Genomic DNA, 24,507 nt, shown 5'->3' on the forward strand with positions numbered 1-24,507 from the left:
GATTGTTACTCTTTCTACCTAAAATTTTTTCTTGGGATGACGGTCAACGACCGCTTGATGATTAGCCAGGGCCTTTTGGCCTTTACCCGTTAAACCATAGCCTCGGATATCAAAATAGCTTGCTAACGCAACTTCGGTAAGATGTGTTTTGATGAGGTCATCTAGTTCAGCTGATCTATATTTTGAAAGCCCTGAAACACCAGAATCCTTTAAAATTGTCTTTTTGACAGTTGCTGTGATATGGTCCAACGAATCCACGGCCGTTTCTTTTAGGATATAACCCTCTGTCTCCAGTTTTTTCAAATGCGTCTGCCCATCAATCCCATAGGTATATTCGAGGTATTTTGGCATCACACTATCTGTCGTAAAGGTCCCAAAGGCAATGCGCCAAAGCAGGATGATATCGCCTGCTAAAAGACCATCCTCTAACGGTTCCATGTTTCGTCTTGGAACAGGCTTAAATCCAAGAGTTTCTTCGGCTAAATCTCTTTCTGGAGAGATATAGGGCTTTATAGGGTAGTCATCATAATAAGTCGTTTGTTTATCAGCCATTTTCGTATCTTTTCTAAAACAGTTACCCTCTATTATACCACAGAAATCCACGGCTCTACAAATCAATGATATGGAATGCTTTCGGCGCTTGGTTTCGATCTTAGATTATGGTAGAATAAGGGCATTACTGAGAATCGAAAGGAATCTTTATGAAAAAATTTATCCCCTTTGTCTTAGCAACAACCTTATTTTTAGGGGCCTGCAGTAAGTCCTCTGACCAAGAAACGTCAACATCTTCCTCAACCTCCCAAAGCAGTTCCTCTTCTGATACAAACGCCTTATCCGCCCAGTATGCAGAAGCTTTGAAAGCAGATTCGTCCGCTTTCCCACAATTATCTGAAACAGTCGCTGATAATGAGGCCCAAGTCATTCTCCATACAAGCTCGGGAGATATTTCGATTAAACTGTTTCCTGAGTATGCGCCGTTAGCAGTTGAAAACTTCTTAACGCATGCAAAGGCCGGTTATTATGATGGGGTTATTTTCCACCGAGTGATTCAGGACTTTATGATCCAAGGGGGAGACCCACTAGGTAACGGTACTGGAGGAGAATCTATCTGGGCTGGCAAGGATGACAGCATCGATAGTGGCCGAGGATTTGCCAATGAAATCTCTGCCTACCTCTACAATATCCGTGGAGCCCTTGCCATGGCCAATGCTGGGGCAGATACCAATGGTAGCCAGTTCTTCATCAATCAAAATACCCAAGATTTCAGCTCTCGACTAGACCCAGAAGGATTCCCAGCGCCAATCATTGAGGCTTACAAAAACGGTGGCAATCCTTCCTTAGATGGCGGATACACCGTCTTTGGTCAAGTCATTTCAGGAATGGATGTTGTGGATAGTATCGCTGCAACTGATACGGACGACAGTGACAAACCGATGACCGATATCACCATCAACAGCATTGAAATCGTTAAAGATTACGCCTTTTAAACAGTAAAAAATTCGCTATCCTAGGGATGAGCGAATTTTTTATAGCTGTTACAAACGGGCATTGAGTTCAGCAGACAAGTCTTCAAAGCCTGGTTTGCCAAGAAGGGCAAACATATTTTTCTTGTAGGCTTCAACACCTGGTTGGTCAAATGGGTTGATGGCATTGAGATAGCCAGAAATGGCAATCGCCAATTCAAAGAAGTAAATGGCATAGCCGAGTGAGAACTCATCTTGCTCTGGCAAGGTCAAGTGCAAGTTTGGAACATCACCATCTGTGTGGGCTAGAAGCACACCGTCTGTTGCCTTTTTGTTTACAAAGTCAACATCCTTACCTTGGATGTAGCCAAGACCATCAAGGTCTTCTGCAAATTCAGGGATAATAACATTCTTACGAGGCTTGTCCACACGAACAACCGTCTCAAAGATATTGCGGTTTCCTTCTTGGATGAATTGACCAAGAGAGTGCAAGTCTGTTGAGAAGTTTGCGGATGATGGGTAAATCCCTTTTTGGTCTTTCCCTTCAGACTCACCAGCCAACTGCTTCCACCACTCGCTAAAGTATTGCAGCGATGGCTCGTAGTTAACCAAGATTTCAGTCACGTAGCCTTTACGGTAAAGGATGTTACGGACAGCCGCATATTGGTAAGCTTCGTTTTCAGCAATCTTGTCTGAGTTGTAGGCTTGACGGGCCGCATTAGCCCCATCCATAAGGGCTTGAATATCAGCTCCTGACACGGCAATCGGCAAAAGACCAACAGCTGTCAAGACTGAGAAGCGACCACCAACATCATCTGGCACGACAAAGGTTTCCCAGTTATTGGCGTCAGCTTCTACCTTAACCGCTCCTTTTTCACGGTCAGTCGTTGCATAGATACGCTTGTTAGCTTCTTCTTGCCCATATTTCTTAACCAAAAGTTCTTTGAAAACGCGGAAAGCAATCGCAGGCTCTGTCGTTGTCCCTGATTTTGAAATCACGTTAACAGAAAAATCTTTGTCTTGCACGTATTCGACAAGGTCAGCCAAATAAGTAGATGAGATAGAATTCCCTGCATAAAGGATTTGCGGTGCTTTACGCTCTTCTTTGGTTTGCAAGTTGGCAAAGTGGTGGTTAAGGAAATCAATCACCGCACGCGCCCCAAGGTAAGAACCACCGATGCCAATCACAACAAGGACATCGCTGTCTGATTTGATCTTTTCAGCCGCTGTCAAGATACGAGCAAACTCTTCTTTGTCATAGTTTTCAGGAAGGTCTAACCAGCCAAGGTAATCACTACCTGATCCAGTTCCTTCACGAAGCAATTTATCAGCAGCAGTGACTTGTGATTGCATGTAGTCCACTTCGTGGGCACCGATAAACTTGTCAAGAATGTTACTGTAATTAAATGTAATATGTGTCATTTTTTCCTCCATACGGGTTATTCGCTTTATATCATACCGCTTTATGGCATTTTTTTCAATCAATTACTCTAATTTGTTACATTTTTCGCAATCCTTTCATTTCCTTTTCACTCATTTTCCTAAATCCTCTTGATTACAGGCTTGAATTACTCTTTGAAATCCTTTACAATGGTTTATAAAGGAAAGACAGAAGGAGTGCACATGGTAAAAGCTATTATTTTTGACATGGACGGTGTCATTGTAGATTCAGAATATATTTTCTTAACAACCAAGACACAATTGTTACAAGACAAGGGGATTGAGACCGACGAAACCTACCAATACCAATTCATGGGAACAACCTTCCAATACATGTGGCAAGTGATGAAGGAAGAATGCCAGTTGAGCGAGAGCGTTGAAGATCTCATTAGCGAAATGAATGCACGTCGCGAAGCCATGATGGCCTCTAATGGTGTTCGCGCTATCAAAGGTGCCCAGCAACTCATCAAGTCTCTCTATGATCTTGGTTACCCGCTTGCAGTGGCTTCCTCGTCCCCTAAGCATGAAATCGAGCGCAACCTTCAAGCACTTGGATTAACGCCCTACTTTCAGTTTTTAGTTAGCGGAGAGGAAGTGGCGCATTCCAAGCCAGAACCTGATGTCTTCTTACGAGCGGCCTCCCTCCTTCAAACCGATCCCAAAGATTGCTTAGTATTTGAAGACACTAAAAATGGCAGCCTCGCGGCCAAGGCTGCCGGTATGACCTGCATTGGATTTGCTAACCCTGACTATCCTGCCCAAGATTTAACCGCCTGTGACCTCGTCGTGTCTGACTACAGCAAGCTTGATTTATCATTGATGAAATAGACCTTTAAATCCCTGATTTCAGTGCAATCAGGGATTCTTTTTATATTAAGGTTTCTAAAAAGCGAATAAGCACTTGAGCTGAGCGTTTGCCAGCCTCGATGACAAATTGATCGAAACTGATATTAGCATCGTGGCTTGCCGTATCACTCATGGCACGAATGACAAGGAAGGGCTTCCCAACACTGTGAGCAGCCTGGGCAACGGCCGCGCCTTCCATCTCAACGGCCAGCACTTCTGGAAAGTGCTGTTTGATCTGGTCGATTTTATCTTGTCCTGCGATAAAGCTGTCACTAGTCGTGATTAAGCCAACAGCTGTATTCATCCCAAAGGATGACAGAACTTTTTTCATTTCAGCCATAAAGTAAGGGCTGGACTCAAAATACAGGGGCTGAGCAGACATTTGGCCATAAGCGTAACCAAAGGCAGTCAGGTCCACATCGTGATAGGCCAAACGATCAGCCACTACCACATCACTGACTTGCAGGCCTTTAGCCACAGCACCGGCTGACCCGGTATTAATAACGGCATCGACCTGGTAATAGTCTGCCAGAATCGCCACACTCATGGCAGACATGACCTTACCAACACCGCTCTCTACGAGCACCACTTCGTGGCGGCCAATATGGCCGGCATGGTAAACCTTGCCTAAGTGCAGTTGCTTTTGCCCATCTTGCAGTACCTCAAGTAAGGCCTTGAGTTCTTCTTCCATGGCCGCAATAATTCCAATTTTCAATGGTTTTCTCCTATAAATACAAAATGGCAAAGACAAGAGCGATGGCCAAGAGGATCAAAACAAACAGAATTTGATTGAGTTTGCTTTGAAAACCACTGCGCTTTTCGTTTTCAAGACGCCGGCTTTTTTTAATACTTGGTTCGACTTGAATCGGTCTCGTTTCATCAAGATTAGAAGACCCTGACTGAAAACGATTCAAATCTCTCCGGTCAAAGTGTATTTCCTTGGTCGCTTGATCATCTGACCAACCTTCATAACCCTGCTCTCGCCTTGCTTGTTCAATCATTTCATCTGTTAGTAAAGGCTTGCCCATGGCGATCACCTCTCATTAATTCATAATATTGGATGCCCATGATGGTCTTGGCATCACAAATGTCCCCAGACTGAATAGCTGTTTTAGCTTCTTCCAAAGTCATTTCAATGAGCTCAATGGTCTCATCCGCATCCTGCTCCCGCGGGTTCTCGACCTTAATCAAGTTCTCCGCCAGGTAAAGCCGAATCCGTTCGTTACAAAAACCGATAGCGGAGTAAAAATCATATAAAAGCTCCAGCTTGTCTGTGGTATAACCTGTTTCTTCCTCAAGCTCCCGCAAAGCCGCTGCTTCTTCACTGCCCGCTTCACCAACCTCAAGCTTCCCTGCTGGAATCTCTAAGCTCACCCGCTCGATGGCCTTGCGGTATTGCTTGACCAAGAGCAGCTTGCCATCAGGGGTAATGGCGAGGGTCGCTACGGCTCCCTTGTGGAACACTAATTCGCGCTGAGCCTGTCCGAGACCATTTGGCAATTCGACCTCATCAACAGCCACGGTAAAGATATGGCCCTTAAAAATCTCTTGACGAGACAGCGTTTTTTCTTCAAAATTCATGAGACACTTTTGCTCCTCTAACTACATCTACCATTGATTCTACTACAAAAGCAGCAAAAAAGCCATTCTTCACCCACTCTCTCACTTTCCCACAGAAAAAATCCCGCCCTAGCGAGATTTTTTACGATTAAGCTTGAATATCACGGCGGCGCATAATGGCAAAGGCAGCTGCGAGTGACAGTAAGATCACTAAAATAGCAGTGCCAACCAAAGACCAGTCCAAGTCCGTCTTGCTGAAAACATCTGCTCCGTTGGCATAATAATAGGGCGTCAGGTATTTGAGCTTATCCAAGTCAGGGACAATACGCACCATCAAATCCATAGCATAGAGTAGCAGGGTCAAGCCTAGGGCAGCTCCCATCTGTTTGCGGTGGCTGAGGCTGGAAATGAGGAAACCGATTGTCATCAACTCGACCTGCATCAAAAAAGCGAGCAGGTGATAGCCGACAAAGTGGTCATAGGAAAAATCCATTTTCATTTGCCAAATCGCTAGAAGCTCAAAACCAACACAAATCAGATTAAAGCATAGCAAGGCGATGAGCAAACTGAGGTATTTCCCAAAAATAATCCGAGTGCGGCTGTGGGGCAAGGTATAGAGAAACTCACTAGTGTGGCCTTCTTCTTCCTTGGAAAGGCTACCTGCACCAAGCATACTGGCAAACAGGCCTGCACCAAGCCCAAACATGAGCGCGATCTCCGTTGCAAAGTAGCCATCCAGCGTCGCTAAGCTCACCTTATCAAGCCCCAGAGCCTTGGTCATCTCGCCCATATTGGCGTACATGTCCGCTACATTGGATAGACTGCCCTCAACACTCTTATATAGAATGATACAACCCCAGCAAATGAAGCCCACAGAGAGCGACCAAATCATTAAGCTTTTAAAGGTTTGTTTCAGTTCATGCGTCACTAAAATCATTTTGCTCCCTCCTCGTAATAATGCATAAAAAGCTCTTCTAGCGTTGGTTCTTCCACCAGAAAATCATCAGGTGCTTCCGTGACTAATCGCTCCAACAATTCAGCACTAGTCCCATTATAGGAGAAACTCTCTTGCTGACCGCCTTTCCATAAGGTCACTCGTTTGTTTTGACTGCGGGTCAGGCTTTCTACGGTGTCGATCGTAAGGATCCGCCCTTCCTTGATGATTGCCAGACGGTCGTAATTATTTTTAACCTCTGACAGATTGTGAGACGACAAGAAACAGGTGCTGCCGGCTGCGCAAGCCTCCTTGACCAGACTGAAAAAACGTTCCTGCATCAGGGGGTCAAGACCTGAGGTCGGCTCATCCAAGATGAGCAGCTGAGGCTTGTGTTGGAGCGCACAGACGATGGACACTTTCTTGCGATTTCCCAGAGACAGGTCTTGAATCTTCTTATCTACAGGCACTTCTAAAATGCGACAGAGCCGTTTTGCCTCTTGGCTGCAATCCTTGCGGTGGGATTTGGCGGCAAATGCAATGACATCCTTAACCTTCATCTGAGGGTAAAACATGGCTTCAGATGGCATATAACCGATCTGGTTCAAGCATTCTGTCAAGGACTCATAGCGATCATTAAACAGGTTAAACTGACCCGAAGTCGCCTTGATTAGACCTAAGAGACAGCGAATAGTAGTGGATTTACCAGAACCATTGGACCCTAAAAAACCAAAAATCTCGCCTTTGTTAACCGTAAGGGAAACATCCTCTATCGCCATATGTTTGCCGTAATATTTCTTGAGCTGGCTAATCGCAATAATCGTTTCAGACATCCTTCTTCTCCTTTCCTTGTTTATAAGTCTTCAACAGCTGGTTGAGTTGTTTACTGTCAATATGACGTTTTATTTTATTGTTGATATAAACGCCCCAGTAGCAAAATAACTGATAGGTTCCAAAACCGACTAAAACAGAAAGACTGCCTTGAAACCAATTGAGCCAGTTAGCTGCTATCATGTACAAGACAGAGCAGGTGAGCGCTGATAGCCACCATTTCCCTGTCAACTGATCGGCTGCTTCATCAAAATTGGCAAAAATGTAGACTTCAATGTGGTTAATCGTCCAAGCCAGAAGGACGATTTGGGCTAATTGGATTAGGTTAATCTCATATTTCTGCTGATTAATCAAAAAGATAGCGATATAAAAGAGATGGCAAATGCTGTAAATACCTGCCTTGTACTTAATGCCGATTTCTTGACTTAAAACATGTTTCCACTTAGTCTTCATTGCCTGCTCCTTCCTCCAAAATCTGTCGCAATGCGGCCGCATACTTACGTGAAATCAACACCTCTTCGCCATTGTCTAAAGTGGCTTGAAGGCGACCGAAGGCTTGACTTTTAAAGCTGGCAATGCGGTAGATATTGATAACCATAGCCTTGGCTGATCGAAAAAAGCCTTTTTTACCATAAGCATAGACCAAGTCCTTGAGGGTCTGATTGACCTGATAAACGGCATCTTGTGTATAAGCGAAGCTTTTGCCATCAATCGATTCAAAATACAAAACGGCTTCAACATCTAGGTAGCGCTTGCCCTCTTCATCACTGACCGCCAATCTATCCTGTCCCTGACTAAGCAAGTCGCTTATAGCTTGGACGGTGACATTCATCTGATGGTAGCGGATGAGTACTTCTTCCTCCCCATCAACAATCTTTTCCAGTCTTAACTTCACACCTAGCCTCCTTTTAGACTATTATAGCAAAAAATGATTCCCTAAAAATCTCTTCTTAGATAAGATACACAAAGCAGCGATAAACTGCATTTTTCCATATAAAAAAGGCCGGGATAGCCCAGCCAATTAATAGGTATGAAATAAAATCAAACTAGCGTAGCGTTTAGTAGACCATCTGAAAAACACCAGAGCAAGTGATTCGTGCCACGAGACTAGGAATGAAGCCCTTGCCCAATCCAGTTCTATTGGCTATCTGGATGATGCGGTTTCCCTTTGGCGTAATCTTCTTTGTTGACCTGACGGCCACGTCCAAGGGCTACGGCATCATCTGGAACATCTGCTGTGATTGTAGAGCCTGCTGCGACCAAGGCATTTTTCCCGATGCGAACAGGGGCAACAATGGTCGAGTTAGACCCTACAAAGGCATTGTCATCAATCTCTGTTGGGAATTTGTTTTGCCCATCGTAATTAACGGTAATGGTGCCGGCACCGAAGTTAACGTTGCTGCCGACCTGCGAGTTACCGATATAGGTCAAATGACCAGCCTTAGTGTTCTCACCGATCGTTGAGCCCTTGATTTCCACAAAGTTCCCGATGTGGGCATCACGTTTGATTAAGCTACCTGGGCGAATATGAGCATAAGGGCCCATGGTAACGCCATCTGCAACTTCTGCTTCTTCAATCACAGAGGCTGTGATAACCGTATTTTTGCCAACAACACCATCGACGATGTAGGTGTTATTGGTCAAGAGCGATCCTGAACCAATCTTGGTGTGGCCTTTTAAGGTCACATTGGCTTCAATGGCCACATCTGCTTCAATTTCCACATCAATGTCGATATAGGTCGCAGCGGGATCGATAAAGGTCACGCCATTCACCATGTGTTGCCCATTGATACGCTGACGCATCACTTTTTCAGCGGTCGCTAAGGCCAACCGGTCATTGACTCCTAAGCTTTCATTGAAATCACGGAGTTTGTAGGCACCGACCTTGCCGCCATCTTGACGGAAAATAGAGATGACGTCTGTCAGGTAGTATTCACCTTGCGCGTTGTCCGTATTAATGTTTTTAAGGGCCGCAAAGAGGGCTTGGTTATCAAAGAGATAAGTCCCTGTATTAATTTCTGTAATTTTTTGCTCGTATTGGTTGGCATCTTTTTGCTCAACAATCTTAACCACTTCTTCCTTATCGTTACGGATAATCCGGCCATAGCCAAAAGGATTATCAGCTTGTGCGGTCAGAATCGTAGCCACATTTTTATGGCTAACGTGGTAGTCAATCAACTCTTGAAGGCTCTCACCAGTAATCAACGGTGTATCCCCTGCAATGACAAGGGTTTGGCCTTTCGCATCTAAAAGTTCCGGCTCCGCCATCATAACCGCGTGGCCTGTTCCTAACTGCTCGGCTTGCTCGGCAAAAAGCGTCTTCCCCTCAAGGACTTGCTGGACCAATTCTCCCTTATGCCCAACGATGGTCACGATTTTTTCAGGTGAAATGGCCTGGACCGCACGGTAGACATGCTCCAACATGGAGATGCCTGCTACCTTATGAAGAACCTTTGGGAGGTCAGACTTCATGCGGGTCCCTTTACCCGCCGCCAAAATAATTGCATAGTTTGTCATTATTTCTTACCTTTTATCACTTTTTTATCACAATAATTTTCATTGTAAATCGCCCTATTATACCATTTTAAAGGGATTTTGTCGCCTCAGAGACGGGATCAAAAAAAGCTGGCAGGGCCAGCTTAAATCTTATGATGTCGGATAAACCACTCGAAATTCTTCCAAGACAATCTTGGAATCTTCTGTAAAGACCAGGCCTGCTTCTGCTAGCCATTCTGTAAATAGCTCCTCATGGACCTGACGCCAGTAAGCCAAGCTTCGGTCGCCTTCCCCTTCTTTAAAGGCGTGGTCAGCAGACACTTGGTTAAAAGGGACGATGGAAATGTTAGTGGTTTCGATGATACAAACGGCATTATCCTGACCATCTAAGACGACACTAAGATTTCCAACTTCACCAACAGGCTCCCCATAGTGCAAGTGTTCATCGTATGATGAGGCAGTGGCTGTCTTTGTCCCTGCTAGGACCAGGCCTGCCAACTCATCTGGCAAAGCTCCAAAGGCCCAGGCGTCCATCTCCTGTGTAATTTCTGGGTGGAGCTGGCAATATGCCACCCACATGTCTTGTCCTGTCATGATTCTATTTCTCCTTGCCAGTCGGACACCAGTCCGACAATTATCTTGTAAGCTTTGCGGTCTTTGAGTTCTCGTTTCAAACCCGATTTGCTATCTAGGACATAAACTGTCTGACCTAACCAAACGCGTAAATAGACGGATTGGAACTGAATCTAACCTGAAGCCTTTGACCTCATACTCTGTCCCATCTGGTCTTTCAAACTCCGTCCGAACAAAGTAGCGATTCCCAAATCCAATTTCAATATTCCTTTTCATTTCAAACTCCAACCACCATCAATCTTGACAATTTCGCCCTGCATGGAACTGGCTTTTCCTGATGCCAAAAAGAGGGTTAATTCAGCAATTTCTTCTGGCTGCGTCCAGCGTTTAATGGGGGTCTCTGAAGCCACCCAGTCAGCTAGGCCACCAGGCTCAAAATCAGCCTTGGTCATATTGGTCTCTACAGCTCCTGGTGCGATACCAAAGACCTGAATGCCAGACGACGCATAGTCCAGCGCCAGCTGGCGGGTAAAGCCTGCTAAGGCGTGCTTTGAAGCTGTGTAGGCCGCTCCGCCACCGCCTGCTAGAAAAGAAGCGATCGAGCACATATTGATGATGATGCCTGATTGTCGAGACACCATGTCAGCCAAGTAGTGGCGGGTCAGCTTGACTGTGGCCAAAAAATTAGTCTGAAAGACCTGCTCAAACCGGTCTTCTGGCATGTCTAAGAGCGGCAGGTAATCGTCTAAGATTCCTGCCGTATTGCAGAGAATATCAACCCTTGGCAACCAGTCAAACACAGCTGACAAATCTCCTGTCAGATCCAACTGCAGAAACTCAAATGAACCGGAGAGAGCTGGTTTTTCAGCCAGATCTATCCCGTAAACCGCGTAGCCTTTTTCCAAAAAAAGCCTTGCCTGAGCAAGACCAATGCCGGATGAAGCGCCTGTGACTAGCACCCGTTTAGTCATGGACTTCCACCCAATCTGTCGCCAGCACATCACAAGGTGTCGGACTCCACATGGAGAAGCCTTCGCCTTCACCGGTTACATTGATGAGGAAGTAGGGCGTCGCCTCAAGTTTGGTGCCATTGACCTCAATCGTGTCAAAGAGCTGGACGTAGTTTTCAGCCCCTCCCCAACCAGTGCGCACATATTTTTTCTTGGCTTTAAGTCCTGGTAAAATTTCTTCAAATGTCATGGTTTTCGTTTTCCTTATCTTTTTTGTCTGTCAGAGCTTTAGTCACAAAGTATAAGCCACTCATAAAAAACGGTAGCCCTAGAAACCATGGTTTCACCACAAAGACCAAAACACCAGCAAACATCAGAAAAACAAGACCAACTGTTAAGTGATTAGACATGGTAAAACTCCTTTTTTCTTATTGTACCAAAATTTAAGGAAAAAGGTAAGGGACGGATAGCCAGCAAAAAATCCCCAAGCTTCTCAGGGAAATATGACCTTATAACCAATCTAAGAGACTGCGATTAAGATGTTAAAGAGACGAGCTTGGGGCAAAAGTCTCTCAAATTTCTCTTTTTAATAGTAGTAATTGGCGCAGAGGTTGTGAGTGAGAAGGTCTGGGATAGACCTTCTCAGCCTGATCCTAAAAACTGCAAAAGGCAGGGGAAGTCAATTTCTTCGAAATCATGACTTAGTCCCACTCTCTGAGTTTATATGATTGTCGGCAACTCCTCATCATTATCAAAATCTTCGACAATATCCTCACCTGGCAATGGCTTCTGAAGATTGCCAAGAATAAAGCGAGCCAGTGGGCCAACGATCAAGAAATTTAAAGGAAGTGCCACGATAAAGTTGGTTAACCAGATCTGACCATAGATTGGCCATGAAAACCCTGCAAGTCCAATATTAAAAATGAGGCCATAAAGAGACATGCACGTCACCATTCCTAGAACCATACAACCTGAGATAGCAACAATTTTTACCCAGCGTTTGTCATGATGTTCGATCTTAGATAGACTTGCAAAAGCAACTTTTTTTGCCAAGGGGCCTACTAGGATAGTGTCTAGAGCAAAAGCGACGATAAAACCAGGTATGTAACCAGATAGGACATTTCCCCATGAAAAATGATTGGAAACCACCAAATTCCAAATACTCATACCAAAAACCATCATGCCACACATTAAACATGTAAAAATCATGGCTTCTTTAAAATTTCTAGGCATTATTAATTCTCCATTTTCGTTAAAATTGTGTCACACTTACACTTTAGACCTAAAAACAGGGCCAATGACAACTTGTCAAGGACTTGTAAGCAATCAACAAGAGTCATTCTACCATAAAATAGAAACCCTCGTAAGCGAATTTTCGAAAAAAAAGAAAGTAAACGTTTTACAAAATCATTCTTTAAAACTGTTAAAATTTTTAGATTAGGAAACGTTAACTATCTTTCAAATCTCTCAATAAGCTCGCTTTTCCACAGGAAAAGGAACACAAAATCCTCCAAATTCTTATTTGGAGGAGAGTTGGTCTGTTAACGACTAACAATCTTGCGGTAACTACGTGAGGTGATGGCAAAGACAGCTAGATAGACAAGGAGAAAGGCTCCGCATACCCCTAGGGTCACTTGGAGGATTTGACTCGTCAACATCGGCACAAAGAGGTGCAAAATCTTGTCCAACATTTTGAATGCTGCAGCAAGGTGAACAAAGGAACAGATGAGTGGCAAGAGAAAGACCACCAAAACTTGTTTGCGAATGGTCTGTCTGGTCTGGCTTTCATCAAGTCCAACCTTTTGCAGAATTACAAAGTTTTCTCGGTCTTCATACCCTTCAGACACCTGCTTGTAGTAGATGACCAGCACGGTTCCCAGCATGAAGATAATAGTCAAGAGAATGCCAATAAAGAAGAGGGAGCCAAAGAGAGAGGTGATTTCTTTTTGGTTTCTCGCTCTTGAAGAAGCTGAAACAAAACTTTCATTATCTTTAAACCGCTCAGCGATAAGGTCATTCAAGGGAGCTTCTAAGGCCAACTGAGCATCCACATCAAGGCTGCTATCCATGCCAACATAATAGTATTCGCCAAGGCTGGTTAATTGATTACTGTTTGGATCAAAGCTCGGTAACTGTTCCAAGGTTTGCGTCAGATTAGAAACAACCAGATAAAGGTTTTTGGTGAATACACCACCTAGATTATCTGCAATATTGCCTTTGACAAAATCCTTGGCAGGTGTTGTGGCTATTGTAAAGGCTTTTCCGTCTAATATAAGGGGCTGATTCGCATCCAACTCTTGCCCTGGTGAAAAAATCATCACTTCATCACTAGCAAGACTTACTGAATCTCCTGTCATCGCTTCATAATCTGATGTCTCAACAAGGAACACTGCTCCTACTGGTAAGGCAGGCGTCTCAAGGTTATAGAGCTCTACTGTATTCCCCGCCATCGAAGCAATCGATCCTGATGCATATCGATAGGCAACTTGCTTAGTCACTTGGACTCCTTTTTGTTGCCCAAAATCAGTTGCTGTCTTTTCTAACGCCTCCAGAGGGGTTGGATCTGAAGGTTGCTTTGCCATTGTTAAGGCAAAATCGTGAGGATTACTTTTTCCGATAAAAGCATTTGTTCCCATATAGATGCTGGAACCACCAGCTAAGGTCACCAAAACCATGGTGGATAAAATAGCAATGGTTGCAAGCCCCATGGCGTTCTTCTTCATACGGAAGATGAGGTTAGAGGTTGAAATAAAGTTCTTAGGTTGGTAGTAATAGCCCTCGCGCTTTTTCAAAAAACGAAGGAAGACGGTAACCCCCGCATTAAAGAGGAGGTAGGTTGCAGCCATGACAAGGAGGACTGCACCAAAAAAGATGGTTATGGCAGCAACAGGGTCTTTCACCGTGTTGGCAAGGTAATAACCTGCACCAAGCAAACTCAAGCCAAACAGGGTTTGAAGTCCCAGAAAACGCCCCTTCTTCTCCCCTTTTTTGCTCTCACGGTTGAGCTCTAAGGCATTGAGACGAAGCAGTTTAACCGTATTGAGGACAAAGGTCAGGGTGAAAATCCCTGCAAATACAGCAACCGTCAAAAACACGCTCGTCCACTGGAAGGTTGAAGCCAAGACTACTTCCCAATCCATGAGTTTGAGAAGAATAGCATAAATCAGCTGGTCTAAAAGCAGGCCTAAGACCAAACCAAGACTAATACTCATGATAGCAAATATAAAGAGTTCCAGACCTGCCATCTGAACGAGGTGACCCTTGTTTAACCCAAGAATCTCATAGAGACCCAGCTCTTTGGTTCGATTTTTCATGACAAAGCTATTGGCATAGGTAATGATGGCCACAGAAGCCAGACCGACAATAAACAGGCCTAGGCCCATGACCCCAACAATGGTATTGCCTCCATAGATTCCTTTCAAATTTGGATTCATTGCTAGAGACACGAAAATATAAAAGATAGCTACGGTTAAACTAGTCGCTAAGGCAAAAGGATAGTAAAGCGACCGGTTTTTGACAAGGTTACTAACAGCTAGTTGACGAATCAGTCCAAACATCTTACTCACCTCCTGCCATAACGGTTAAGGTATCTGAAATCTGCTGGAACATTTGACGTTCCGTCTTATCTCCACGGAAAATTTGATTATAAAGTCTACCGTCCTTGATAAAGAGGACACGGTTAGCTCGGCTGGCTGCACTGGTCGAGTGGGTTACCATAAGGATGGTCTGACCTGTCTGGTTGATGGTTTCAAAAACATCTAAGAGGGTTGCTGAGGACTTGGAATCCAAGGCTCCTGTCGGTTCATCGGCAAGAAGGATTTCAGGCTTGCTGATGATAGCACGCGCCACCGCTACCCGCTGTTTCTGTCCACCAGACAGCTCATAAGGCATTTTGTCCTTAAGACTAGCAATCCCCAGTTGGTTGAGGACTTCTAACATGCGTTTGTTCATCTCACCGACTGGTCGGCGGGATAAAACCAAGGGCAGGACCACGTTGTCCTTGACAGAAAGGGTGTCTAGCAAGTTAAAGTCCTGGAACACAAATCCCAACTTTTCCCGACGAAAGGCCGAAGCATCTTTGGCCTTAATCGACTGGGTGTCCGTGCCGTTGAGCAAGACCTGTCCAGCTGTTGGTGTGTCCAACATGGCTAGGATATTGAGCAGGGTCGATTTCCCTGAGCCCGATTCCCCCATGATAGCGACGTATTCGCCCTTGTCAACCGTGAAATGAATGTCTTTTAAGGCTTCCACCTGATTGCTGGAAAAACGGGTTTTGTAGATTTTTTGGATATGTTGCACATCTAAGAGTGGCATAAGGTAACCTCTTTTCGTTTGATTTTAGGGAACATTCCCTGATTTGTCTCTAGTTTACCGCAATCAAAAGCCTGCTACCTTAGATTTACCTTTCATTTGAGGGGGTTAACCTTACAGGTTTGTAAGGTTGTTAATCCTGGGCCAGGGTCGCTTTTGGAAACTGCAAAATCACTTGCGTCCCCTCACCCACCTGAGAGGTCAATGCAATCTGGTGTCCCAACTTTTCCATAATAGTCTTAGACAGATAGAGCCCTAGCCCAGAAGACTGCTGGCTCACACGGCCATTAAAGCCTGAAAATCCACGCTCAAAAACTCTATTCAAATCACTTTGTTGAATCCCCATACCTGTATCAGCCACGATTAACCTGTCATCTTCCAAATAAATAGAAATGGTGCCTGTTCTGGTGTACTTGACAGCGTTTGATAGGATTTGTTCCAAGACCACGGCTAACCACTTTGAGTCTGTCGTCACTGTCTTATCAAAGGGCTGCAAGTCCAGCTGGATAGATTGTTGGATAAAAAAGAGGGCGTACTTCTTGACCACTTCTCTGACCAAGTCATAGAGATCCACCTCCGTCAAGACCAAATCCTCGTGGAAACTTTCCAAGCGCAGATAGGTCATGGCCATATCGGCGTACTGACCGACCCGAAAAAGCTCCTGCGACAAGTCTTTTTTGGTCTGGCTATCAGGTAATTCCTTTAGGAGCAATTGACTGGCTGTCAAAGGCGTTTTAATCTGATGAGCCCATAGGGTAAAATAATCAAGAGTCTCTTCTTGCTTGCTTCTGGCTATGACCTGCTGAGCCTTGATCTGTTCTTTTTGCCTGGCGATCTGGTCTTGTAAAACCATCTCAAGAGGGCTGAGCCCACTTTTTGCCACCGCTCGTTCCTGCAAGCCTTGCTGGTACTTGCGCCATTCACGGACCAAGTCCCAAAGACCACAGATTAAGATAAAAACAGTTAGCAATGATACCTGATAGAACAAGACCGGCTGAAGGTTCTCAAAAACCAGTGCAAACCCAAGAAGTAGGCCTAAGACCAAGCCCAGTAACACCAACCAAGCCAGTCTAGACCGCAGCCACTGTGTTAAAAATTGCTTCATCTTAGCCCTCCAATGCTGCCAAGCAGTAGCCCAGCCCTTTCTTGGTCACAATCAACTGGTCCAATCCCACATCTCCTAGTTTTTTACGGAGCCTAGTCACATTGACTGTCAGGGTATTGTCATCGATAAAGAGATCGCTCTGCCACAAGGCCTGCATTAGGTCTTCTCGGCTCACGACCTGATGACCATGCCGCATCAGGACTTGTAAAATTTGAAATTCATTCTTAGTCAAGTCCAGGGTCTGGCCCTGATAATGAAGCTGGGTTGTCTTGAGGTCCAACACCAAGCCTTGGTAGTCCAAAAGGCTGCTTTCCACCTCACCACCAAATTCGTAAGAACGCCTCAAAATCCCTTGGATTTTAGCCAAAAGCACAGTCATTTCAAAAGGTTTGGTCACATAGTCATCCGCCCCCATATTGATGGCCATGACAATGTCCATCGCCTGATCATGGGAGGACAAAAAGACAATCGGAACCTTCGACACCTTGCGGATTTCCTGGCACCAGTAATAGCCATTGAAAAAGGGCAAGGTCAAGTCCAACAGAACCAGATGAGGCTCTGTCTGGGTAAAGACCTGCAAAACTTGGGTAAAATCGGCTATATCGGTCACCGCATAGCCCCATTGTTCTAAGTTTTTCTTGACCAAGGTGTTGATGGTCACATCATCTTCGACTAATAATATCTTGTGCATGTCAGTGTCTCTTTCTCCTCTCGCTAACCTCTATTATAACGGTTTTAATCAAAAATGGTATAATGAACTAAAATCTCTCTGAAAGGTCTCCCATGTCCAACCTGATCCAATACGTCCATGAAACAGCCCATCTGAATTTCTATGACCTTGAACCTAATGAAGTGGACGCTCTGGTCTTGACAGAATTATCTTATCTCCCCTTTGAAGATATTGTTTCTCCTGATTTCACCAAGGTGAGATTATTTGAAGTGACAGAACGCTATTTTACCAAACATGGGAACAAACCAACCTCTGTTATTGTCCATCAGAACCGCCTCAACTTGCTCAAAGCCGTCGCGCAATCAAAACGGTATAAAAACATCAAAGTCCTAGCTTATCGAAATGAATATGATCTTGATTTGCAAAAGCAGTTCGCTGCGGTCACCTTTGAATGGCGACCACGACACTACCATGTTGCCTTTCGAGGGACTGACGATACCATTATTGGGTGGAAAGAGGATTTTCACCTCACCTATATGAAAACCATCCCAGCACAAGAATCTGCCCTTTCTTATCTTCAAACGGTTATTAATCACTTATCCGGTCAGTTTTCCTTATCTGGCCACTCTAAGGGAGGGAATCTGGCTGTTTTTGCAGGAAGCCAAATTGATGAAGCAAGCCGAAATAATATTGAGAGCATTCTCACCTTTGATAGCCCTGGTTTAAATCAAACCATTCTGAACACAGAAGGTTTTCTGGCTCAAGCTGAGAAGATCCAAACCTACGTTCCTCAAGATTCTATCATCGGCATGTTGCTTGAGATGCCAACTGATGCCATCATTGTCAAAAGCAAGGCCACAGGCATTCTGCAACACGATACCTTCAGCTGGGTGATTCGTGGAGAACAGTTCGAAACGGTCCCAGCTCTGACGGCTTCAAGCCTTCAAACCAAACAAGCGATTAAGGAATGGACTGACCAGCTCAGCGAAGAAGATTTAAAAGAATTCTTTGACACCTTTTTTGGCCTCTTTTTGGATGCTGGATTTGAACGCATTGGCACCTTTGATTTAGAAAATCGCCAACGTTTCCAGACCCTTCTTGCTAATCAAAAGGGATTGCCGATTGAGCAAAAAGAATTAATGGACCGTCTATCCAAGCAATTAGTTGATGGTTTGATTCAGGCTAGAATTCCCACCAAAAAAGCAGAAGCCTTTGGCTACCTTTCCGAAGTCAAAAAAGATTTGGAGGCAAAGCTTCATAAAAACAGCCTGTTTTCAAACCGGTTTACCTCTCGATAAATCCTTAAACTCAAAAAAGCCCACTCCCTTTAAGACCGATTAGTCTTGGGGAATGAGGCTTTTTCTCTGCTTAGTTTTCAAAGCTTTCTGTCAATTGAGGTACCACTTGTTTCTTACGAGAAACAGCTCCTGGAAGGAAGGCATGATTGTTTTCAAGTTTAAAGTTGAAGGCTGCTTCAACCTTGTCTATATTGCTACCAAGGGCAAGAATCTCAGAGTTAGAATTGACAATATCGGTAATCATGAGGACAAAATCAGAATAGCCATTTTCAACAATAGCTGCAGAAATAGCTGCCTCAATCTCTTCTTGGCGGTCTAAAACTTCTGCGATATCCACCGTGTTCACCTGAGCCACACGGACATCATGGCCATTTAAAGCAAAGGTTTTAGCGTCGATATCAATTAATTCGTCAGCAGATTTACTAGCCAAGTTAGTACCTGCCTTCAAGAGGGCCAAGCCATACTCTTCTAAGTCAACACCGGCTAAGCTTGCTAATTCTGATGCCACAGCATGGTCGCTATCATGCGTTGTAGGCGACTTGAGCAAGAGCGTGTCTGAGACCAAACCTGAGAGCAAAAGACCAGCAATCGCTTGAGGAATCGGTGTTCCAGTTTCCTTATAGGCTCTATACACGATTGAAGACGCTGATCCTACTGGCTCTAAGCGCATGTAAAGGGGATTGGCTGTCTCAAAATTAGCCACACGGTGATGGTCAACAACTGCCAAAACGTCTAAGTCACGAATATCTTCAATCGACTGTTGAAATTCATTGTGGTCCGTTAAGATAACTTGTGAGACTCCTTCTGCTTTTGCTGACGTCACAAGACGCGGCGCTTCAAGACCAAAGTGAGCTAGGGCAAAAGCCGTTTCCTCGTTTGGTTCTCCCAAAAGAACTGCTTCCGCATCGCGGCCAAAAGCCTCGCGCTCCAAATGCGCCCAAGCGTATGAAGATGCTGTGGCATCGGTATCTGGATTTTGGTGACCAAAAACTAAAATCTTAGACATGTTTTACCTCATTTTTTCTCGACAGAAAAGGGATAGCATTTCCCTTAACGTCTGTTAATATACAGGCCTTATTCTAGCAAAAAAGAGGGGTAAAGTCAATCAAGCCATCCATTAGGAATTGGCAAGAAACCCTAAATAAGGTACAATAGGAGAAGATTCATGAAAGGGGATTCCTATGAAATTTTCAGACTACACCTATACACGCCCTGACTTTGACAGTGTCAAGGCGGATTACACCCGTTTAACGGACCGTTTAGCTACAGCTGCGACCGCCGATGAGGCTAAAGCAGTCGTTTCAGAGGTCAACAAACTCAGCGCCAGCGTTGATACGCAAATGACCCTCTGCAGCATCCGCCACTCAATCGACACGACTGATAGCTTTTACGAAGCAGAAACCGACTATTGGAACGAACATGGCCCGCTCTACCAGGAGCTTGCGACTAACTACTACAAGGCTCTCGTCGACAGTCCTTTCCGCACAGAGCTCGCTGAAATTCTGCCTGAAACCTTCTTTAAGTCTGCCGAAAATCAGCTCAAAATCTTCTCACCAGAGATTATCCCGCTCCTTCAAAAGGAAAACGACCTGGTCAATCAGTACGAAAAACTAATTGCCAGCGCCGAGATCCCATTCCAAGATGGGGTTTATAACCTCACCCAAATGGGACCATTTGCCCAATCGACTGACCGCGCGACGCGTAAAGCTGCTTCTGAGACCACAACTGGCTTCTTCGTTGAAAACGAACACCAATTTGACAGCATCTACGACCAGCTGGTCAAAACACGTGACCAAATTGCCAAAACCCTTGGCTTTAAGGACTATGTCGAGTATGGCTACTACAACATGAACCGCTTTGATTATAATCGCGATATGGTTAAGACCTATCGCGAGGAAATTAAAAAACATGTGGTTCCTTTAGTGGAGTCTCTTTATCAGCGGCAAGCCGAGCGGATTCAGGTCCCAAGCTTGAAACATTATGACGCAGCCCTCGAGTTCCTCGATGGCAATGCGGTCCCACAAGGGGATCCTGACTTCATCATCAATCATGGCATCAAGATGTACCATGAATTGTCGCCTGAAACAGGGGAATTTATCGACTTTATGGTCGAGCACGATTTGCTGGACCTTGTTGCTAAAAAAGGCAAACGCGCTGGTGGTTACTGCACCTACTTGCCAGACTTTAAGAGTCCCTTCATCTTCTCTAACTTCAATGGAACCAGTGCTGATATCGATGTTCTGACCCACGAAGCTGGTCATGCCTTCCAGGTCTATCAATCCCGCTGGATTGAAAATCCAGAATCTATCTGGCCAACCTATGAAACCTGTGAAATCCACTCCATGTCCATGGAATTCATCACCTGGCCTTGGATGGATGGCTTCTTTGGCCCACAAGTTGACAAATACAAGTTCAGCCACCTGGCCGGCACCCTCTACTTCTTACCATATGGAGTCCTTGTCGACCATTACCAGCACGAAGTTTATGAAAATCCTGACATGACACCTGCTGAACGCAAGGCCACTTGGCGACGTTTGGAAAAAGAGTACCTCCCTTACAAGGACTACTCTGAGTCTGCTGATTTAGACCGTGGCATCTTCTGGTTCCGTCAGGGCCATATCTACGCCTCACCGTTTTACTACATCGACTACACCTTGGCCCAAGTCTGCGCCCTCCAGTTCTGGAAACGCACGCAGGTTGACCACGATGAGACAGCCTGGTCAGACTACTTAGCGATTTGTCAGGCCGGTGGCACCAAGTCCTTCCTCCAAATGGTTGCGTTAGCAAACCTCAACTCTCCATTTAAAGAAGGTGCCCTTGAAAGCACCGTTCAAGCAGCGTCAGACTACCTCAACAGCATTGATGATAAAGCCTTATAAACTCTCCGATGATGAATGGGAGTGGGACAGAAGTCATGATTTCAAACAAATTGACCTCCCCTCACTTTTTCAGTTTTTAGGTTTAGGCTGAGAAGGTCTATCCCCAGACCTTCTCACTCCCACCTCCGCACAAGTTGATCAGGATAGCCTCTAATGTTTGCCTAGCAAGGGTTTAGGCCTTCCATTCAGCAGTGGCTCATTGGTGCTAAAGCACCTAATGAGCCGTGCAGTGGTAACACTAAAACTGGCATAGCCAGTGAGTGTTACTCCCAACCACTGCGTCTTATTTAACTGATGATAAATGATTCGAAGGCTAGGACTTTTGTCCCAACCTCCGTTACAGTAAAAAACCAACTGCTAAGCGGTTGGTTTTTTATTGAACTCTTGTCATCTAGCCACGAACTCGGTCAAGATATTCTGTATAAGTCTCAGTGCTCATCAATTCTTTGGCATTTTGAACACGGGCCTTGGTAGGTGGTTTAACGCCTTCTAGTGGGTACTTAATACCCAGTTCCCGCCATTTGAACTCACCCATCGTGTGATAAGGTAGCACTTCAAAGCGCTCAACGTTGGTCAAGTTTTCTTTGACGAAATCTCCTAGTCCTTTTAAGTCTTCATCGCGATCTGTTAGACCAGGGACTAACACGTGACGAATCCAGACAGGTTTTCCAATCTTAGACAGGTACTTAGCGCAGGCAATAATGGTTTCATTGCTATGACCAGTCACCACCTTATGCTGATCAGGATTGATTTCCTTGATATCCAAAAGGACCAGATCAGTCACAGCCATTAACTTGTCATATTTGGCCAAGTATTCCGGTGTTTCCTTAAAGGTCAAGGCACAAGTATCAAGAGTCGTATGAATGCCTTTTTCCTTAGCTAGGGTAAAGAGAGCCGTCACAAAATCAATCTGCAAAGTTGCTTCACCACCTGAAACGGTAATCCCACCATCAGCTCCCCAGAAACCACGGTAACGCAGAGCCTCAGCCAAAACATCAGAAGCTGTTCTTTCCTTGGCCTTGTCATTTTTCATCGCCCAGGTATCCGGATTATGGCAATATTGACAACGCATCTTGCAACCCTGCATAAAAACAATAAAGCGAATCCCAGGCCCATCTACTGATCCAAAACTTTCTGTAGAGTGGACGAGCCCTGTGACTTGTCCATAATCTATGACTTCTTCCATGACAACACCTTCTTTGCAAACGTTTTTATCTCTTTCATTATAGCATTTTCAACCTTAAAACACCAGTCAAGAACATGTTTCCTATAACAGAAAGAGCTTAATAGCCTCAAATGTCTCTTTCCTAAAACTCTAGGAGCAGTACCCCTTTCATCTCAAGTCCATATCCCATCACTAACGCTTGCAACCTAAAAAAGCTGAGACAAAAAGTCCCACCCTCTCTCTTATGATTACAATTTTGTAATGTTTACAGCTTGCAAACCACGTTGTCCTTCTTCAACATCGAAGGCTACTTTTTGACCTTCGTCCAAAGTTTTAAAACCATCTGTTTGGATTGCTGAGAAGTGTGCAAAGACATCTGATCCGTCTTCTTGAGTGATAAAGCCGAAGCCTTTTTCTGCGTTAAACCATTTTACAGTTCCTTGTGCCATTTTGAGTTACCTCTTTTTTTATATTTGTAAATCGTTATAGAGGAAAACATCAGGATGACACTTTGACTCGAAATTTCATTACTCATCTACTTTAGCAGTATTTTCCAAATAAGTCAATGGCAAAGCCTCGAAGAAAGCAACTTCTTCTCAAAAAAAGCTAAAAACCAAATGACCTTTGGCTCATTTGGTTGTAAAATGCTTAATCGTCTTCTTCGGCTTCCAAGTCTGTAATCACCAATTTAAGCTTGATGATACGCCCATCTCGGACTTTGTCATTGGTCAGAACAAGATGTTTATTATGGTTTTCAACGACGATACTTTCTTTTTCCGTTTGGTCTGGAATCGAACTCATACCGGTTAGGTAAAAACCAGCGATTGTATCGACATCTTCGCTCTCAAGATCGGTATCGAAGAATTCATTGAAGTCGTTGAGGGTCATGGTCCCTTCAACAATGTAGGTATTCTCACCAATCTCACGAACTTCTAATTCTGACCGATCGGTTTCGTCATAAATCTCACCGACAATTTCTTCCAGCAAGTCTTCTAAAGTAACTAGACCTGATACACCACCGTACTCATCCAACAAAATAGCCATCTGTTTTTGATTATTACGGAATTCTTTTAACAAATCATCTACATAGATGGTTTCAGGAACAAAGAGTGGCTCTTGTAGGAGCTTGCGTAGATTGATTTGGTCAAAGCCCTTTTCAAAAGCTGCTGACAGCAAACTCTTCGTATGGATAATCCCGATTATTTTATCCCGATCGTCATCATAAACTGGCACGCGAGAGTAAATCTGCTTGAGAATATCTCGGATAATGGTTTGGGTGTCATCATTGATATCCACCATAAAGGTGTCCGTCCGATGGACCATTACTTCACGCGCCACTAGTTCATCCAAGGAGAAGATTCCTTGCAACATTTCAATTTCTTCTGCTTCTAGAGTTTGTTCCGAATTGGTCAGCATGTAGGCTATCTCATCACGCGTCATATTTTCATCCGCATCATCCAACTTCATCGGTGTAATCCGACTCAGTAAGTTGGTTGAAGTCGACAATAACCAAACAAAAGGTGCTGCAAGTTTACTTAAAAATAGAATAATCGGTGCAGAAACAACTGCTAAATTTTCTTTAAGGTTTAAAGCGATACGCTTAGGATAAAGCTCTCCCAAAACAATCGACAGGTAGGTCAAAAGAGCCAAGGCCACTGCTTGCGCTACAATTTTCATACTCTGGCCACCACCAAACCAAATAACGAATCGGTTGGCCAAGGAATCCGTAAAGCTAGCCCCTGTTAAGAGCGAGATAATGGTAATTCCGACCTGAATGGTTGACAAGAACTTGTCAGGACTTTCCAAAACTTTCAAAAGACGAACGTACTTGCGCTCACCTTCTTCTGCTTTTTGTTGCACACGACCACGATTAAGAGATACCAAGGCCATTTCTGTTGCTGAGAAAAAAGCATTAAGCAAAATCAAGAAAAGTAGTAATAAAAATTGTAGCCAGATACTCTGACTGCCAGGGTCTTCCATGGAAGA

General features: G+C 44.5%; 27 protein-coding genes and 1 pseudogene. 4 read left to right on the top strand and 24 right to left on the bottom strand.

The window, feature by feature from the left end:
* Window positions 1–18 precede the first annotated feature (18 nt).
* The gene (locus tag J2S23_RS00545) at window positions 19–552 is read right to left on the bottom strand and encodes a hypothetical protein (protein WP_307120815.1); all 534 of its coding nucleotides are present in this window, start codon (window positions 550–552) and stop codon (window positions 19–21) included.
* A 149-nt stretch (window positions 553–701) separates the two neighbouring features.
* On the opposite strand from J2S23_RS00545, the gene J2S23_RS00550 reads away from it, so the two are divergent.
* Window positions 702–1,487: a peptidylprolyl isomerase gene (locus tag J2S23_RS00550; RefSeq protein ID WP_307120816.1), complete on the top strand. Its 786-nt coding sequence runs from the start codon at window positions 702–704 to the stop codon at window positions 1,485–1,487.
* Window positions 1,488–1,535: 48 nt separating this feature from the next.
* Here J2S23_RS00550 and J2S23_RS00555 read toward each other — a convergent pair whose 3' ends face one another.
* A complete protein-coding gene (locus J2S23_RS00555; RefSeq protein ID WP_307120817.1) occupies window positions 1,536–2,885 on the bottom strand; it encodes a glucose-6-phosphate isomerase in 1,350 nt (449 codons plus the stop codon).
* A 201-nt stretch (window positions 2,886–3,086) separates the two neighbouring features.
* On the opposite strand from J2S23_RS00555, the gene J2S23_RS00560 reads away from it, so the two are divergent.
* Window positions 3,087–3,731, top strand: a complete 645-nt coding sequence (locus tag J2S23_RS00560; RefSeq protein WP_307120818.1) for an HAD family hydrolase — start codon at window positions 3,087–3,089, stop codon at window positions 3,729–3,731.
* Between the two features lie 40 nt (window positions 3,732–3,771).
* Here J2S23_RS00560 and J2S23_RS00565 read toward each other — a convergent pair whose 3' ends face one another.
* From J2S23_RS00565 to J2S23_RS00655, 18 genes and pseudogenes are all read right to left on the bottom strand, one after another.
* Entirely contained in the window at window positions 3,772–4,464 is a 693-nt protein-coding gene (locus J2S23_RS00565; RefSeq protein WP_307120819.1) for a 5'-methylthioadenosine/adenosylhomocysteine nucleosidase, read from the bottom strand.
* 10 nt (window positions 4,465–4,474) lie between these two features.
* Window positions 4,475–4,777, bottom strand: a complete 303-nt coding sequence (macP, locus tag J2S23_RS00570) for a cell wall synthase accessory phosphoprotein MacP (RefSeq protein WP_307120820.1) — start codon at window positions 4,775–4,777, stop codon at window positions 4,475–4,477.
* A complete protein-coding gene (locus J2S23_RS00575; RefSeq protein ID WP_307120821.1) occupies window positions 4,752–5,330 on the bottom strand; it encodes an NUDIX hydrolase in 579 nt (192 codons plus the stop codon). The genes macP and J2S23_RS00575 overlap by 26 nt, the downstream gene beginning before the upstream one ends.
* A 127-nt stretch (window positions 5,331–5,457) precedes the next feature.
* Window positions 5,458–6,246 carry a DUF2705 family protein gene (locus tag J2S23_RS00580; RefSeq protein ID WP_307120822.1) on the bottom strand — a complete coding sequence of 263 codons (789 nt, stop codon included), beginning with the start codon at window positions 6,244–6,246 and terminating at the stop codon, window positions 5,458–5,460.
* Window positions 6,243–7,076, bottom strand: coding sequence for an ABC transporter ATP-binding protein (locus J2S23_RS00585; protein WP_307120823.1), 834 nt, complete (start codon window positions 7,074–7,076; stop codon window positions 6,243–6,245). The genes J2S23_RS00580 and J2S23_RS00585 overlap by 4 nt, the downstream gene beginning before the upstream one ends.
* Window positions 7,069–7,527: a hypothetical protein gene (locus tag J2S23_RS00590; RefSeq protein ID WP_307120824.1), complete on the bottom strand. Its 459-nt coding sequence runs from the start codon at window positions 7,525–7,527 to the stop codon at window positions 7,069–7,071. The genes J2S23_RS00585 and J2S23_RS00590 overlap by 8 nt, the downstream gene beginning before the upstream one ends.
* The gene (locus J2S23_RS00595; protein ID WP_307120825.1) at window positions 7,517–7,969 is read right to left on the bottom strand and encodes a LytTR family DNA-binding domain-containing protein; all 453 of its coding nucleotides are present in this window, start codon (window positions 7,967–7,969) and stop codon (window positions 7,517–7,519) included. The genes J2S23_RS00590 and J2S23_RS00595 overlap by 11 nt, the downstream gene beginning before the upstream one ends.
* A gap of 242 nt (window positions 7,970–8,211) precedes the next feature.
* Window positions 8,212–9,591, bottom strand: a complete 1,380-nt coding sequence (gene glmU / locus J2S23_RS00600) for a bifunctional UDP-N-acetylglucosamine diphosphorylase/glucosamine-1-phosphate N-acetyltransferase GlmU (RefSeq protein ID WP_307120826.1) — start codon at window positions 9,589–9,591, stop codon at window positions 8,212–8,214.
* A 129-nt stretch (window positions 9,592–9,720) separates the two neighbouring features.
* Window positions 9,721–10,164 carry an ASCH domain-containing protein gene (locus J2S23_RS00605; RefSeq protein WP_307120827.1) on the bottom strand — a complete coding sequence of 148 codons (444 nt, stop codon included), beginning with the start codon at window positions 10,162–10,164 and terminating at the stop codon, window positions 9,721–9,723.
* Window positions 10,161–10,419 (bottom strand): annotated as a pseudogene (locus J2S23_RS11370) (DUF3977 family protein). Before J2S23_RS11370 ends, J2S23_RS00605 begins: the two are co-directional and overlap by 4 nt.
* On the bottom strand, window positions 10,416–11,114 hold the full coding sequence (locus J2S23_RS00620; RefSeq protein WP_307120829.1) for a 3-oxoacyl-ACP reductase: 699 nt from the start codon (window positions 11,112–11,114) through the stop codon (window positions 10,416–10,418). Before J2S23_RS00620 ends, J2S23_RS11370 begins: the two are co-directional and overlap by 4 nt.
* Complete coding sequence (locus J2S23_RS00625) at window positions 11,107–11,343, bottom strand: DUF2829 domain-containing protein (RefSeq protein ID WP_307120830.1); 237 nt, start codon at window positions 11,341–11,343, stop codon at window positions 11,107–11,109. Before J2S23_RS00625 ends, J2S23_RS00620 begins: the two co-directional genes overlap by 8 nt.
* Window positions 11,333–11,503, bottom strand: coding sequence for a hypothetical protein (locus J2S23_RS00630; protein ID WP_307120831.1), 171 nt, complete (start codon window positions 11,501–11,503; stop codon window positions 11,333–11,335). Before J2S23_RS00630 ends, J2S23_RS00625 begins: the two co-directional genes overlap by 11 nt.
* A 310-nt stretch (window positions 11,504–11,813) precedes the next feature.
* A complete protein-coding gene (locus tag J2S23_RS00635) occupies window positions 11,814–12,326 on the bottom strand; it encodes a DUF2798 domain-containing protein (protein ID WP_307120832.1) in 513 nt (170 codons plus the stop codon).
* A gap of 308 nt (window positions 12,327–12,634) precedes the next feature.
* Window positions 12,635–14,650: an ABC transporter permease gene (locus J2S23_RS00640; RefSeq protein WP_307120833.1), complete on the bottom strand. Its 2,016-nt coding sequence runs from the start codon at window positions 14,648–14,650 to the stop codon at window positions 12,635–12,637.
* A gap of 1 nt (window position 14,651) precedes the next feature.
* The gene (locus J2S23_RS00645) at window positions 14,652–15,407 is read right to left on the bottom strand and encodes an ABC transporter ATP-binding protein (protein WP_307120834.1); all 756 of its coding nucleotides are present in this window, start codon (window positions 15,405–15,407) and stop codon (window positions 14,652–14,654) included.
* Window positions 15,408–15,537: 130 nt separating this feature from the next.
* Window positions 15,538–16,509 (bottom strand): sensor histidine kinase, encoded by a 972-nt coding sequence (locus J2S23_RS00650; RefSeq protein WP_307120835.1) that lies wholly within the window; start codon window positions 16,507–16,509, stop codon window positions 15,538–15,540.
* Window position 16,510: 1 nt separating this feature from the next.
* On the bottom strand, window positions 16,511–17,200 hold the full coding sequence (locus J2S23_RS00655) for a response regulator transcription factor (RefSeq protein ID WP_307120836.1): 690 nt from the start codon (window positions 17,198–17,200) through the stop codon (window positions 16,511–16,513).
* A gap of 92 nt (window positions 17,201–17,292) precedes the next feature.
* On the opposite strand from J2S23_RS00655, the gene J2S23_RS00660 reads away from it, so the two are divergent.
* A complete protein-coding gene (locus J2S23_RS00660; protein WP_307120837.1) occupies window positions 17,293–18,477 on the top strand; it encodes a DUF2974 domain-containing protein in 1,185 nt (394 codons plus the stop codon).
* Window positions 18,478–18,547: 70 nt separating this feature from the next.
* Here the strand turns inward: J2S23_RS00660 and J2S23_RS00665 are convergent, their stop codons facing one another.
* Window positions 18,548–19,483: a manganese-dependent inorganic pyrophosphatase gene (locus J2S23_RS00665; RefSeq protein WP_307120838.1), complete on the bottom strand. Its 936-nt coding sequence runs from the start codon at window positions 19,481–19,483 to the stop codon at window positions 18,548–18,550.
* Window positions 19,484–19,658: 175 nt separating this feature from the next.
* Between J2S23_RS00665 and J2S23_RS00670 the strand changes: the two genes are divergently transcribed.
* Window positions 19,659–21,356 (top strand): M3 family oligoendopeptidase, encoded by a 1,698-nt coding sequence (locus tag J2S23_RS00670; RefSeq protein WP_307120839.1) that lies wholly within the window; start codon window positions 19,659–19,661, stop codon window positions 21,354–21,356.
* A 391-nt stretch (window positions 21,357–21,747) separates the two neighbouring features.
* Here J2S23_RS00670 and pflA read toward each other — a convergent pair whose 3' ends face one another.
* The 3 genes from pflA to J2S23_RS00685 form a co-directional block, all read right to left on the bottom strand.
* The gene (gene pflA, locus J2S23_RS00675) at window positions 21,748–22,542 is read right to left on the bottom strand and encodes a pyruvate formate-lyase-activating protein (RefSeq protein WP_307120840.1); all 795 of its coding nucleotides are present in this window, start codon (window positions 22,540–22,542) and stop codon (window positions 21,748–21,750) included.
* Window positions 22,543–22,769: 227 nt separating this feature from the next.
* Window positions 22,770–22,970, bottom strand: coding sequence for a cold-shock protein (locus J2S23_RS00680; RefSeq protein WP_307120841.1), 201 nt, complete (start codon window positions 22,968–22,970; stop codon window positions 22,770–22,772).
* Window positions 22,971–23,169: 199 nt separating this feature from the next.
* Window positions 23,170–24,501: a hemolysin family protein gene (locus J2S23_RS00685; protein ID WP_307120842.1), complete on the bottom strand. Its 1,332-nt coding sequence runs from the start codon at window positions 24,499–24,501 to the stop codon at window positions 23,170–23,172.
* Window positions 24,502–24,507: the final 6 nt, after the last annotated feature.

Source organism: Streptococcus moroccensis, from assembly GCF_030812835.1.
GTDB lineage: Bacteria > Bacillota > Bacilli > Lactobacillales > Streptococcaceae > Streptococcus > Streptococcus moroccensis.